This window comes from Streptomyces sp. W16 (genome assembly GCF_033194735.1).
Lineage (GTDB): Bacteria > Actinomycetota > Actinomycetes > Streptomycetales > Streptomycetaceae > Streptomyces.
Genome location: NZ_JAWOAI010000271.1, coordinates 1 through 13,230, shown reverse-complemented (window position 1 = coordinate 13,230; position 13,230 = coordinate 1). Strand labels below are relative to the sequence as shown.

10 protein-coding genes are annotated in these 13,230 nt (G+C 69.7%); 5 read left to right on the top strand and 5 right to left on the bottom strand.

The genetic code is table 11. From position 1 onward, the window contains the following. Nucleotides 1-2,378 (top strand): SpoIIE family protein phosphatase (locus R6V09_RS30585; protein ID WP_317884692.1); only part of this gene is annotated, 2,378 nt, incomplete at its 5' end. A gap of 3 nt (nucleotides 2,379-2,381) precedes the next feature. On the opposite strand, the gene R6V09_RS30580 is transcribed toward R6V09_RS30585, so the two are convergent. The 3 genes from R6V09_RS30580 to R6V09_RS30570 all read right to left on the bottom strand — a co-directional run bounded on the left by R6V09_RS30580 (nucleotide 2,382) and on the right by R6V09_RS30570 (nucleotide 6,290). Next, the gene (locus R6V09_RS30580) at nucleotides 2,382-2,771 is read right to left on the bottom strand and encodes a DUF350 domain-containing protein (protein ID WP_317884691.1); all 390 of its coding nucleotides are present in this window, start codon (nucleotides 2,769-2,771) and stop codon (nucleotides 2,382-2,384) included. 60 nt (nucleotides 2,772-2,831) lie between these two features. Then, nucleotides 2,832-4,319, bottom strand: coding sequence for an esterase (locus tag R6V09_RS30575; RefSeq protein ID WP_317884690.1), 1,488 nt, complete (start codon nucleotides 4,317-4,319; stop codon nucleotides 2,832-2,834). A gap of 135 nt (nucleotides 4,320-4,454) precedes the next feature. Continuing rightward, complete coding sequence (locus R6V09_RS30570) at nucleotides 4,455-6,290, bottom strand: glycoside hydrolase family 15 protein (RefSeq protein ID WP_317884689.1); 1,836 nt, start codon at nucleotides 6,288-6,290, stop codon at nucleotides 4,455-4,457. A gap of 155 nt (nucleotides 6,291-6,445) precedes the next feature. Between R6V09_RS30570 and R6V09_RS30565 the strand changes: the two genes are divergently transcribed. The 4 genes from R6V09_RS30565 (at nucleotide 6,446) to R6V09_RS30550 (ending at nucleotide 10,805) form a co-directional block, all read left to right on the top strand. Then, a complete protein-coding gene (locus tag R6V09_RS30565) occupies nucleotides 6,446-6,634 on the top strand; it encodes a hypothetical protein (protein WP_317884688.1) in 189 nt (62 codons plus the stop codon). A 100-nt stretch (nucleotides 6,635-6,734) separates the two neighbouring features. Further along, a complete protein-coding gene (gene sthA, locus R6V09_RS30560; RefSeq protein WP_317884687.1) occupies nucleotides 6,735-8,138 on the top strand; it encodes a Si-specific NAD(P)(+) transhydrogenase in 1,404 nt (467 codons plus the stop codon). 224 nt (nucleotides 8,139-8,362) lie between these two features. Beyond that, complete coding sequence (locus R6V09_RS30555; RefSeq protein WP_317884686.1) at nucleotides 8,363-9,835, top strand: APC family permease; 1,473 nt, start codon at nucleotides 8,363-8,365, stop codon at nucleotides 9,833-9,835. A gap of 10 nt (nucleotides 9,836-9,845) precedes the next feature. Then, nucleotides 9,846-10,805, top strand: coding sequence for a hypothetical protein (locus R6V09_RS30550; RefSeq protein ID WP_317884685.1), 960 nt, complete (start codon nucleotides 9,846-9,848; stop codon nucleotides 10,803-10,805). Nucleotides 10,806-10,809: 4 nt separating this feature from the next. On the opposite strand, the gene R6V09_RS30545 is transcribed toward R6V09_RS30550, so the two are convergent. Next, nucleotides 10,810-11,973 (bottom strand): HoxN/HupN/NixA family nickel/cobalt transporter, encoded by a 1,164-nt coding sequence (locus tag R6V09_RS30545; protein ID WP_317884684.1) that lies wholly within the window; start codon nucleotides 11,971-11,973, stop codon nucleotides 10,810-10,812. Between the two features lie 133 nt (nucleotides 11,974-12,106). After that, nucleotides 12,107-13,230: iron uptake transporter deferrochelatase/peroxidase subunit (efeB, locus tag R6V09_RS30540; protein ID WP_317884683.1), on the bottom strand; the 1,124-nt coding region annotated here is incomplete at its 5' end.

Below are 13,230 nucleotides of genomic sequence, written 5' to 3'. Positions count from 1 at the left end.
CCGCCCGCAAGGCGTCCAAGGTCGACTTCATCGTCGTGATGAACACCGACGGGATCCGCTACACCCACCCCAAGCCGGACCGCATCGGCAAGAAGTTCGTCGGGGACATCGCGCCCGCGCTGGCCGGGCACGTCGTCACCGAGGAGATCACCGGCACCATCGGGCCGCTGGTACAGGCCGTGGTGCCGATCGACGGCCCCGGCGGCAAGGTTGTCGGGCTGGTGTCGGCCGGGGTGACGAAGGCGAACGTCGGCGGTGCCGCCGACCAGCAGCTGCCGCTCCTGCTGATCGCCGCGGGTGTGGCGCTCGCCCTCGCCCTCGGCGGCACGGCCCTGGTCACCAGACGCCTCCAGCACCAGACCCATGGCCTGGGCCCGCACGAGATGACCCGGATGTACGAGCACCACGACGCGGTGCTGCACGCCGTGCGCGAGGGCGTGATCATCGTCAGCGGCGAGGGCCGGCTGCTGCTCGCCAACGACGAGGCACGCCAGCTGCTCGACCTCCCCGAGAACGGCGAGGGACGCCTGGTCCTCGACCTCGGGCTCGACGCCGACATGACCGCGCTGCTCGCCTCCGCGCGGGTCGCGACGGACGAGGTGAACCGGGTCGGCGGCCGGCTCCTCGCCGTCAACCAGCGCCCCACCGACCTGGAGGGCGGCCCGCCCGGCAGCGTCACCACGCTGCGCGACTCCACCGAACTGCGCGCCCTCTCCGGCCGCGCCGAGGTCGCCCGCGAACGCCTCAACATGCTCTACGACGCCGGAGTGGGCATCGGCACCAGCCTGGACGTCACCCGCACCGCCGAGGAACTCGCCGAACTGGCCGTCCCCCGCTTCGCGGACTTCGTCACGGTCGACCTCTACGACGCCGTCCTGAGCGGCGAGGAACCCCAGCCCGGGACCGAGCTGCGGCGCACGGCGTACAGCGGGGTCCGGGACGACGCGCCGCTGTACCCGGTCGGCAAGCAGATCCAGTTCGTGGAGTCCGCCCCGCAGGCACGCAGCCTCGACACCGGCGACGCCGTCGTCGAACCCCGGCTCGGCCAGGCCCCAGGCTGGCTCACCCAGGATCCGGAGCGCACCGCGCAGGTCGTGGAGTACGGCATCCACTCACTGATCACCGTGCCGCTGCGGGCCGGGGCCCTGATCCTGGGCGTGGTCAACTTCTGGCGCTCCGACAAGCCCGAGCCCTTCGACACCGAGGAGCTGGCCCTCGCCGAGGAGCTCGTCGCCCGCGCCGCCGTGTCCATCGACAACTCCCGCCGCTACACCCGCGAGCACGGCATGGCGGTGACCCTCCAGCGCAGCCTGCTGCCCCGCCGCCTCCCCGAGCAGACCGCGCTCGACGTCGCCTACCGCTATCTGCCGGCGAAGGCCGGGGTCGGCGGCGACTGGTTCGACGTCCTGCCCCTGTCCGGCGCCCGGGTCGCGCTGGTCGTGGGCGATGTCGTCGGCCACGGCCTGCACGCGGCGGCCACCATGGGACGGCTGCGCACCGCGGTCCTCAACTTCTCCGCGCTGGACCTGCCTCCGGACGAACTCCTCGGTCTGCTGGACGAGTTGGTCGGCCGGATCGACCAGGACGAGACGACGGAGGACAGCGGCGCCCCGGTCACCGGCGCGACCTGCCTGTACGCCATCTACGACCCGGTGACCCTGCGCTGCACCGTCGCCCGCGCCGGCCATCCACCCCCGGCGCTGATCAGCCCGGACGGCACCGTCGAGTTCCCCGACGTCCCCGCCGGACCACCGCTCGGCCTCGGCGGACTCCCTTTCGAGACCGCCGAGTTGAAGCTCGCCGAGGGCAGCCGGCTGGTCCTCTACACGGACGGGCTGGTCGAGGACCGGGAACGGGACATCGACGTGGGCCTGGAGATGCTGCGCACGGCACTCACCCGGGCCGGCGACTCGCCCGAGGACACCTGCCGGGCCGTCCTCGACTCGGAGTTGTCGGTACGGCCGAGCGACGACATCGCCCTGATCGTCGCCCGCACCCGCGCCCTCGGCGCCGACCGGATCGCCGAATGGCGGATACCGTCCGACCCCGCCGCCGTCTCCGACATGCGCGCCTCGGTCACCCGCCAACTGACCCACTGGGGCCTGGACGAGCTGACGTTCACCACCGAACTCATCCTCAGCGAACTGGTCACCAACGCGATCCGCTACGGCAACGACCCCGTCCGCGTCCGCCTGCTGCGCGACCGCACCCTGATCTGCGAGGTCTACGACGGCAGCACCACATCGCCGCATCTGAGGTACGCGGCGATGACGGACGAGGGCGGCCGGGGCCTGTTCCTGGTGGCCCAGCTCTCCGAACGCTGGGGCACCCGCTACACCCCGGCGGGCAAGGTCATCTGGGCCGAACAGGCGCTGTGAGTCCTAGACTTCGCCGAGAATCGGCGCCATTACGTCGAAATCGTTCACGAAGACGGCGATGAGCAACGGCTCACCCGCCGCGTCGTACTCCAGGATCCGGGACGAGGGGTTGACCGCCAGCGCCTCGCGCCACCAGGTGGGTTCGCGTGTCCCGGTGCGGCGCAGCTCGGCCGGCAGGGCAACCTCGGTTCCGCGCGGCGCGGGCGTCCATGTCAACAGACCGTCCGCGTCCTTTGCGAGCCGTCCAGGTCGCCAACGGCCGTCCCGCCCGGGCCACTTCAGCATGCAGACGGGTCCTCGTCCGGACGTCACGGCCCGGCGCAGTCGCAGCCTGCGCGTGATCCGGTCGGTGACGAAGCCGCCCAGCACGAGGACCACCAGTGCTACCACCATGCGCACATCCAACCAGGCCGCACGCGGCGCCCGCACCGACTGCGGGCGCCACCACGACCCCTACTCGTCGATCGCCGCCCCGAACCGGGCCGCCTTCGCCGCGCCGCCCAGGTCCGCCGCGCCGTACAGCGAAGAGCCGTCCGCGAGCAGGCCGTTGGGGCCGGCGGGCAGCAACCACACATAGCCGTCACCGGAGTTCTCGCCCGGTGCGGAGGCGACGAGTTCGGCGCGGCCGTCCCGGTTCGTGTCGGCGAGGCGGACCTGGGAGCCCCAGGCGTCGTCGGCCTCGGCGGTGCCGGGGATGTTCGCGGTGTTCTGGTCGAAGGACTGGGCGCCGGTCGCGGTCACACCGTCGCGCGAACCGCGCAACAGCCATACCGCGCCCGCGTCCTGGACGGTGCCGATGTCCTCGCCGGGCGCTCCGACGGCCACGTCCGCGTAGCCGTCGCCGTCCACGTCGCCGACGGACAGGTCGTTGCCCCAGGCGTCGCCGTGCTCCGAAGTGCCGGGCACGCCCGGGGAGTTCTGCGACCACCAGTCCGCGGGACTGGCGGGGCCTTCCGAACTGCCGTAGTAGACACCGATCTTGCCGCCGTCGTCACCCTCGGCCTTGTCGTCGGCGCTACTGCGCTGGCCGAGCACCAGGTCGTCGTAGCCGTCGTGGTTGATGTCGCCGGAGGCGGTGCCGAGGCCGCCGTTGAGGTCCTGACGGTACGTCAGCGAGGTTTCGCCGCCCGCGTAGAGGGCCGACCAGCCCTGCTGGTAGTCGTCGTCGGGGCTGTACCCGGAGATGACTAGGTCGGCGAAGCCGTTGCGGTCGTAGTCGCCGGTGGTGAGGTAGGCGGGCTGGAGGCGGTGGCCGCCGGGGTGGGTGGTCGTGTTCAGGGCGCCCATCGTGTGCAGGATGCCGGTGTGGTAGGTGAAGATCTGGGCGCCGTTGTCGTCGAGTACGGCCATCTCGTCGGTGTCGGTCGCCCCGGTGAAGCGGGCCGCCGCCACGGACTGGCCGAACCGGGCGCCGGCGGCGGGCTCGGCGGAGGTGAAGGAGTCGTTCATCTCGGCGCCGAGGCCCGCCTTGGAGCCGTAGAGGACGGTGACGCGGCCCGCGTCCTCGACGGTGCCCTCGTCCTCGCCGGGTGCGCCGACGATCGCGTCGTCGTAGCCGTCGCCGTCCACGTCACCGGTGGCGATCGCCTGGCCGAAGGAGTCGTAGGTCTCCGAGGTGCCGGGGACGCCGGGCGTGGACTGGCTGATGACGGCCGCCCGGCCCTTGGGGACGGTGTTGTTGGTGGCGATGCCGTTCGGGGCGCCGTACTGCACGGTGACGTATCCGGCGCCCTCCTTGCCGTCGACGGTGCCCGACGGGGCGCCGATCAGGACGTCGTCGTAGCCGTCCCCGTTGAAGTCGCTGTTGCGGTCGACGGCGCTGGTGCCGCCCGGGACGCCCGCGTAGCTGGCCGGTGCGGCGACGATGCCGGCGCCGGCCAGGAGCAGGAAGGTCGCGGACGCGACTGCGGCGGAGACCTTCTTGCGTGACACGTTCGTCATGATGTGTTCCCCCGTGGGTCAAATCTGTTGCGGTCAACGGGTTCGACACGAGACATGACGCGGGAGTTGTGGTGCCTCGGTGTGCTGTGACACCTCGGTGACGATTGTTGCGCGCCCCAGACGAACGCAGCCGGATCAGCCCAGGGCCCGGTCCAGGTTGAACGCGGCGCTGATCAGGGCGAGATGGGTGAACGCCTGGGGGAAGTTGCCCTGTTGCTCGCCGGTGCGGCCGATCTCCTCGGCGTACAGGCCGAGATGGTTGGCGTAGGTGAGCATCTTCTCGAAGGCGAGGCGGGCCTCGTCGACGCGGCCGGCCCGGACCAGGGCCTCGACGTACCAGAAGGAGCAGATGGAGAACGTGCCCTCGTCGCCGCGCAGTCCGTCGGGGCTGGCCTGCGGGTTGTAGCGGTAGACGAGGGAGTCGGAGACCAGTTCCTCGGTCAACGCGTCCAGTGTGGAGAGCCACTTGGGGTCGGTGGGCGCGATGAACTTCGCCAGCGGCATCATCAGCAGCGCGGCGTCGAGCACGTCGCTGCCCTCGTACTGGACGAATGCCTGGCGGGTCTCGGACCAGCCGCGGTCCATGATGCGGCGGTAGATGGTGTCGCGGCAGCCGCCCCAGTACGGCAGGTTGGCGGGCAGGCCGCGGCGGTTGGCGAGGCGGATCGCACGCTCGATCGCCACCCAGCACATCAGGCGTGAGTAGAGGAAGTTCTTGCGGCCGCCGCGGGTCTCCCAGACGCCCTCGTCGGGCTGGTCCCAGTTGACGCAGACCCAGTCGACCAGGGCGCACACGTCGTCCCACTGGGCGCTGGAGATGGGCTCGGCCCATTTGTCGTAGAGGTAGATGGAGTCGATCAGGGCGCCGTAGATGTCGAGTTGGAGCTGGTCGGCGGCGGCGTTGCCGACGCGGACCGGGGCGGATTTCTGGTGGCCTTCGAGGTGGGGGAGTTCGCGTTCGGTGAGTTCGGTGCGGCCGTCGATGCCGTACATGATCTGCAGCGGGCCGGAGGGGTTGCCGTCACCGGGGCTGATGTAGCGGCTCACGAAGTTCATGAACGCCTTGGCCTCGCCGGTGAAGCCGAGGCGCAGCAGCGCGTAGACGCAGAAGGCGGCGTCGCGGATCCAGACGTAGCGGTAGTCCCAGTTGCGCTCGCCGCCGAGCTGTTCGGGGAGGCTGGTGGTGGGGGCGGCGACGATCGCGCCGGTGGGGGCGTAGGTGAGCAGCTTGAGGGTGAGGGCGGAGCGGTGGACCATCTCGCGCCAGCGGCCCCGGTAGCGGGACTGGGAGAGCCAGCGCCGCCAGTAGGCGACGGTCGTGTTGAACTCGTCCTCGGCCTCCGTGCGTGCGCAGTTCCGGGGCGTGACCTCGCCGTCGACCTGGTCGAGGGCGAACACCTCCGACTCGCCCTCGTCGAGTTTGAAGTCGGCCCATACGTCGACCTCGTCGCACTCCAGGGGGACGGTGGCGGTCAGTGCGAGGGATTTCTCGGCGGACTCGAAGAGGGCCACGTCACCGAGCATCCGCGCGGTGTGCGGGCTGGCGCCGTAGTCGAACCTGGGCGCGACCTTGATCCGGAACGGGACCGAGCCGCGCACGCACACCACGCGGCGGATCAGGCGGTGCCGGGCCGACTCGTCCGACTCCCCGGTCACCGGCATGAAGTCCTGGACCTCGCCGACGCCGTCCTCGGTGAAGAACCGGGTGATCAGGACGTTGGTGTCGGGGAAGTAGAACTGCTTGGTGCGGGCGGGCACGGCCGCGGCGAGCTCGAAGGAGCCGCCGCGCTCCGCGTCGAGGATCGCGGCGAAGACGCTGGGGGCGTCGAAGGACGGGCAGCAGTACCAGTCGATCGTGCCGTTGGTGCCCACCAGGGCCACGCTCCGCAGATCGCCGATCAGTCCGTGCTCGGCGATGGGCAGATATCCGGGTCCGGTGGGGGTGTCCTGGTGGGGCGGGGTCTCGACCATCGCGGCAGCCTCCCTGGTTCGGGCCCGCGCGGGCCGGTTCCAAGCTTAGGTTCACGTTCTCGTTCGGCCACTCTTCCGGATGCACACTGGGGTCGGGCGAGGAATCGTGGGAGTGGGACCCACGGCACTCACCCGGTCTCAGGCGAGGAGGCACCATGTCGACAGCACAGCCCGAGGATCGCGCCACCCCGGACGCCCTGCTGCACACCCGCACCGGTACCGAGGTGACCCCGGAGGACGTGGTCCTGGCGGCCGGCCGGGACATCACTCCGAAGAACCTGGAGTGGGCCCGGCGGAAGATCGAGGTGGAGGGGGCGGCGGCGCTGGACAAGCTGCTTCCCTAGCCCTCGCGTGGGCATTCCGGCTACCGATTGGCCGTCTCGCCGGCACCTGGTTACCCGTTCACCCTTTCGGAGAAGGCGCTCCGGCTGACAGACTCCGGAGGTGCCCGACTTCGACATGCTTGTCATCGGTTCAGGACCGGGTGGCCAGAAGGCCGCCATCGCCGCGGCCAAGCTCGGCCGCCGGGTCGCCGTCGTCGACCGCCCGAACATGGTCGGCGGCGTCTCCATCCACACCGGAACCATCCCCTCCAAAACCCTGCGCGAGGCGGTGCTGTACCTCACCGGCCTCACCCAGCGCGATCTGTACGGGCAGAGTTATCGCCTGAAGGACGACATCACCGTCGGCGACCTCACCGCGCGGACGCAGCACGTGGTCAGCCGTGAAGTGGACGTCATCCGCAACCAGTTGTCCCGCAACCAGGTCTCCCTGTTCGCCGGCACTGGCCGCTTCGTCGACCCGCACACCATCGCCCTGACCGAAGTCACCGGTCACGAGCGGCTGTTGACCGCGGAGAACATCGTCATCGCCACCGGTACGCGTCCCGCGCGGCCGGACACCGTCGAGTTCGACGGGCAGACCATCATGGACTCGGACAACGTCCTGGACCTGCCCAAGGTCCCCCGGTCCATGGTCATCGTCGGGGCCGGTGTCATCGGCATGGAGTACGCCTCCATGTTCGCCGCGCTCGGCAGCAAGATCACCGTGGTGGAGAAGCGCGCCGGCATGCTCGACTTCTGCGACCTGGAGGTCATCGAGTCGCTCAAGTATCACCTGCGGGACCTCGCCGTGACCTTCCGCTTCGGGGAGACCGTGGCCGCCGTCGAGCGGCACACCAACGGCACGCTGACCGTCCTGGAGAGCGGCAAGAAGATCCCGGCCGACGCCGTGATGTACTCCGCGGGACGGCAGGGCCTGACCGACGAACTCGACCTGGACAAGGCCGGGTTGTCCGCCGACCGGCGCGGCCGGATCGACGTCGACGAGAACTTCCGCACCACGGTGCCGCACATCTACGCCGTCGGGGACGTCATCGGCTTCCCGGCGCTCGCGGCGACCTCGATGGAGCAGGGCCGTACGGCCGCGTACCACGCCTGTGGTGAGCCGGTGCACCGGATCGACGACCGTCAGCCGATCGGCATCTACACCATTCCGGAGATCAGCTTCATCGGGAAGACCGAGGACCAACTCACCGAGGAGTGCGTGCCGTTCGAGGTCGGTATCTCCCGCTACCGCGAACTCGCGCGCGGCCAGATCATCGGCGACTCGCACGGCATGCTGAAGCTGCTGGTCTCCCCCACCGACCGCACCCTGCTCGGCGTGCACTGCTTCGGCACCGGCGCGACGGAGCTCATTCACATCGGCCAGTCGGTCATGGGGTGCGGCGGAACGGTCGACTATCTCGTGGACGCGGTCTTCAACTACCCGACGCTGGCCGAGTCCTACAAGGTCGCCGCCCTCGACGCCACGAACAAACTGCGGCAGATCGACCGACTCGGCGACTGACCGTTCACAGGAGATTACTCGCTGGTCAATCTTGAAAGGTCAAGAGGTACGGCTATCATCACACCCACACACGGTGTGACCGTCCGCCGACGCAGCGGTTAAGCGGTATCCGCCATTCCCTATCTGTTGTTCCGACCGGTCACCGACCCGAGGCCACCCCTCTCCGGATCCGGGGCCGGTCCGCTCAACTCCGCACGTCGTGCAAGACGGAAAGCAGCGCATCCATGAGCAACAACAGGGGCAGAGGGCTGCAGGCCAACGCCCTCGGCACGTTTGACACCGTGGTGATGGCCGTGGCGGGCAGCGCCCCGGCGTACTCGCTGGCCGCGACCACCGCGGTCCTGGTCGGCGCGGTGGGGCTGGCCAGTCCGGCGGCCCTCCTCTACTGCGCGATACCCATGCTGGGCATCGCGCTGGCCTTCAGCTATCTCGGCCGTATCGACGTGAACGCGGGCGCCAGTTACTCCTGGGTCGGGCGCACCCTGCATCCCTTCCTGGGCTTCATCAGCGGCTGGGCGCTGGTGATCTCCGCGACCATCTTCATGGTCGCCGGGTCACTGCCCGCCGGATCGATGACCCTGTCCCTCTTCGATCAAAGCCTCGCGGACAACACCGCGTTGTCGACCGTCGTCGGCGCCGCCTGGTTCGTGATCATGCTGCTCGTGGTCCTCGGCGGCGCCCGCCTCACGGTCCGGGCCCAGCTCGTCATGTCCGGTGTGGAGCTGGGGATCCTGGCGCTGTTCGCGGTGTTCGCCCTCGTGCACACCGACAACGCCCGCGTCTTCGACTGGTCCTGGCTGGGCTTCAGTCACTTCGACGGGGTGTCCGGCTTCGCGTCGGGCGCGCTCATCGCCGCCTTCTACTACTGGGGCTGGGACGTCACCAGCAATCTCAGCGAGGAGACCCGCAACAGCCGTCGTACGACCGGACTCGCGGGCCTGATCGGCGTCGGCATCGTGTTCCTGCTCTTCGAGGTGTTCACCATCGCGGTGAACGTCATCCTGTCCTCGCGGCAGATCGAGAGCAACGACGCCAACGTGCTGGCCGTGCTCGGCGACGAGATCTGGCCCGGCTGGGGCGGCAAGCTGCTGATCGTGTCGGTGATGCTGTCCACCATCGCCACCCTGGAGACCACGCTCATCCAGGTCACGCGGTCGCTGTTCGCGATGGGCCGCGACCGTACGATGCCGGCCGCGCTGGGCCGGGTGCACCGCACCTGGAACACGCCCTGGGTGGCGATCGTGGTGGTCGGCGGGGTGGCGCTGGCGATGTTCATCGCCTCCAACGCGCTCGGTTCGGTGGGCGAGATCCTCGCCGACGCGATCTCGGCGATCGGCCTGCAGATCGCCGTGTACTACGGCCTGGCGGGCCTCGCGGTGGTCGTGGCGTATCGCAAGATGCTGTTCAAGTCGGCGGGGAACTTCCTCTTCGGCGGGCTGTGGCCGCTGTTCGGCGCCCTGTTCATGTTCTGGATCTTCGTCGAGTCGCTGAGCAGTCTGAGCACCGCCGCGATCGTCATCGGCATCGGCGGACTGGCCGTGGGCGTGATCCCGATGCTCTGGTACTGGAGGCAGGGCAGCGACTACTACCGGCCCTCGCGGCTCGACGCCGCCCACACCGTGGAGACGGACTACGTCCCCGACGACTTCGTGCCCGAACAGTCCCGGGTCCACCAGGGTCTCCCGACGGACTTCTGAGGGGCACCCGATGGCGCGAGACCGCTACACCCCCGACTTCGACCCCGACTGCGGGGACGCGCCCCTCAGTTCGGCCCGGCAGGACATCGTCATCGGCCGCTGGCAGGGTCTGCGGGACCTGCTGCGGAACACCGGTGCGCACTGGCTCGCCCGCGGCCACCGCGTCCGGATGCTCGCACAGGCCTGCGCGAGCAGTTCGACGGTGGAGTCATGGCTCGCCGCCGAGCCCGGCAGCGGCGACGCGCTCACCCTGCGGGCGGCCACGGAGACGGCCCGGGCCTTCAACCTGGCCATCGCGGCGGGCCGGGGCGTGCCCATCGACCGCAACCGCGTCGACGCGGCCGTCATGGCCTGCCTCCAGGCCGCGGAGACCTATCCGGACGACCCCACGCCGTGGATCTCCCTGATCTCCGTCGCCCGCCTCTACCCGGCGGGCGTACGGCGGCAGGAACTCGCCCGCTGGTGGGACGAGTTGCACCGGCGCGACCCGTACAGCGTCGAGGGCCACCTCCAGGTCCTGCACTACTACTCCTCCCGCTGGCACGGCAGCCACGGCCTGATGTACGACTTCGCCCGCGACGCGGCGGGCGTGGCACCGCCCGGCTGCGCGCTGCCGGTGCTGGTGCAGTACGCGCGGGTCGAGGAGTACCGCTTCGCCCTCAACTCGGCCCTGGGCCAGCAGGCAGCCGTGGGCCTCGGTCAGCACTGGACGCACGACGGCGCCGTCAGCGACGTACGCCGGACCTGGCAGCGCTGGATCGCGGCCCGCGAGGAAGGCGCGATCCCGCCCGGTGAACTCCGCGACCTCAACTACCTTGCCCACGCGGCCTGTTACGCGGGGACCAAGGACGTGTCGGCGGCCGTACTGGGCATGCTGGGCCGTCGGGCGACATCAACTCCCTGGTCGTACACCGGGGACGCGGAGAAGCAGATCGTGAAGTGGCGGAAGGAGTTGGGGGTCCGGTCCTGACGGCCTACTCGGCGGGCCGCTCCGCCGGCCGGGCCAGGCCCGCCGTCCACTTGTCCTCGATACGGCCGAACTTCCACACCAGCATGGCCACGACCCAGGTCGCGACGAACAGGCCGACGATGACGTAGCCGATGATGTTGAGGTCGAGGCCCGCGATCCAGTCCCAGAAGAAGCCGTGCAGGTCCGCCTTCTGGGCGATCAGGCCGAGCAGTTCGACCGTGCCGATGATCAGGGCGACGGCGACGGACAGGCCGGTGATGGTGAGGTTGTAGTAGACCTTGCGGACCGGCTTGGAGAAGGCCCAGCCGTAGGCGAAGTTCATGAACGTGCCGTCGATCGTGTCGAGCAGCGACATGCCCGCGGCGAACAGGACCGGCAGGCACAGGATCGCGTACCAGGGCAGGCCGGACGCGGCGCCCGAACCCGCCAGCACCAGCAGCGCGATCTCGGTCGCCGTGTCGAAGCCCAGACCGAACAGCAGGCCCAGCGGATACATCTGCCAGGACTTGGTGATCGACTTCATGAAGCGGCCGAGGATGCGGTTCATGAAGCCCCGGTTGTTCAGGTGCTCCTCCAGCGCGGCCTCGTCGAAGTCGCCCGAGCGCATCTGCCGGAACACCTTCCAGATGCCGGCCAGGATGACGAGGTTGATGCCGGCGATGACGTAGAGGAAGGTCCCGGAGATGGTCGTACCGATGAGGCCGGTGACGTCGTGCAGTTCGGAGGTGTCGTCGCGGACCGGGTCCGCGAGTGCCTTGACTCCGAGGGAGAGCAGGAGCGTCAGACCGAAGACGACGCTGGAGTGGCCGAGCGAGAACCAGAAGCCCACCGACAGGGGCCGCTTGCCCTCGCTCATCAGCTTGCGGGTCGTGTTGTCGATGGCCGCGATGTGGTCCGCGTCGAACGCGTGCCGCATACCGAGCGTGTACGCGGTCACGCCCATGCCGATACCGAAGGACTTCTCGCCGACGCTGTAGTGCCCGGGCGCGACGATCCACACGAGCGTGAACCAGCCGATCACATGCAGCGCCAGGACGAAGCCGGCCATCCCGCCGACCCTGGTCCACTCCTGCCGCGTCATGGACGTGCGCACGCGGTACCAGACCGACGGCCGCGAAGTCGCGGCCGTGACGGTGAGGGTCGGGGTGGTTTCGGGGGCGGCCGTCATCGAGGGGTCTTTCTGCCGGGTACGCGGTCGCGGACTGCAACCTCGTGCCATCCTCCCGTACCTGCAACTCGTTCGCAGTAACGGTCGGCAAAGCCCATGGCAGGTCTTGCCCAAGGGAGAGGAAAATCCCTGGTCAGGCGGCCATCAGACCCCGCCCGAGCCAGTCCTTGGCATCCCGCACACCGGGCAGCGCGTAGAAATAGCCGCCGCCCGTCGGGGAGATGTAGTCGACCAGGGGTTCGTCGATCAGCCGGGTCTGCGTCGCCTCGAACTGCCGCCGCACGTCCTGCTGGTAGCAGCAGAAGACCAGACCCATGTCGAGGTTGCCGACGGCGTCGACGCCCCGGTCGTAGTTGTAGCCGCGGCGCAGGATGCGCGAGGTGTCGGTGGCCGCGGTGCGCGGGTTGGCGAGACGGATATGGGCGTCGAGCGGGATCGCCGTGCCCTTCGGGTCCTTGGCGTAGTGCGGGATGTCCGTCTCCTTGGCGCCGTCCAGCGGGGCACCGGTGTCCTTGCGGCGGCCGAACATCAGCTCCTGTTCGCTCAGCGAGACGCGGTCCCAGAACTCGACCAGCGTGCGGATGATCCGGATCACCTGGTAGCTGCCGCCGCTCGCCCAGGCGGGCTCGCCCTGTCCGTCGCCGACCCAGATCAGCCGGTCGGTCTCACGGGCGGACTTCACGTCCGGGTTGGCGATGCCGTCCTTGAAACCGAGCAGGTTGCGCTGGGCGCCGGTGGGGCGCGGGGTGTTCTGGAAGCCGTCGATACGCCACTTGATCTGCATGCCGCCGCGGGTGTGCCGGGCGATGTCGCGCAGCGCGTGCAGCACCGTGTCCTGACGGGCACCGCACACCTGGAGCGACAGGTCACCGTGGCATTCGGCGGCGCGCAGATTGTCGTTCGGGAACGTCTTCATCGGGGTCAGCCGGCTCGGCCTGGCCTTGGCGAGGCCGTAACGGTCGTCGAAGAGGGACGCGCCCACGCCGACGGTCACCGTGAGGGCGTCGGCGGGGACCTCCGGTCCGAGGATGCCGTTGTCGGCGGGCGGCGCGCCGACGCCCAGATCTGCGGGGGTACCGCCGGAGGTGAGAAAGCGGGCCCGTTCGGTGATCGTGCGCAGCAGCTCGGCCAGTTCGGCACGGTTGTCGGCGATCACGTCGAGGGAGACGAAGGTCGCGGCGGCCGGGGTGGGGGTGAGGATGCCCGCCTGATGGGTGCCGTGGAAAGGCACCTTCGCCGCGTTCGCGGTGTCCGCGG

Bases quoted from the DNA above. Each gene is read 5' to 3' on its own strand.
- R6V09_RS30580 (WP_317884691.1), bottom strand. From the start codon at position 2,771: ATGGTGGTAGCACTGGTGGTCCTCGTGCTGGGCGGCTTCGTCACCGAC.
- R6V09_RS30575 (WP_317884690.1), bottom strand. From the start codon at position 4,319: ATGACGAACGTGTCACGCAAGAAGGTCTCCGCCGCAGTCGCGTCCGCG.
- R6V09_RS30570 (WP_317884689.1), bottom strand. From the start codon at position 6,290: ATGGTCGAGACCCCGCCCCACCAGGACACCCCCACCGGACCCGGATAT.
- R6V09_RS30565 (WP_317884688.1), top strand. From the start codon at position 6,446: ATGTCGACAGCACAGCCCGAGGATCGCGCCACCCCGGACGCCCTGCTG.
- R6V09_RS30555 (WP_317884686.1), top strand. From the start codon at position 8,363: ATGAGCAACAACAGGGGCAGAGGGCTGCAGGCCAACGCCCTCGGCACG.
- R6V09_RS30550 (WP_317884685.1), top strand. From the start codon at position 9,846: ATGGCGCGAGACCGCTACACCCCCGACTTCGACCCCGACTGCGGGGAC.
- R6V09_RS30545 (WP_317884684.1), bottom strand. From the start codon at position 11,973: ATGACGGCCGCCCCCGAAACCACCCCGACCCTCACCGTCACGGCCGCG.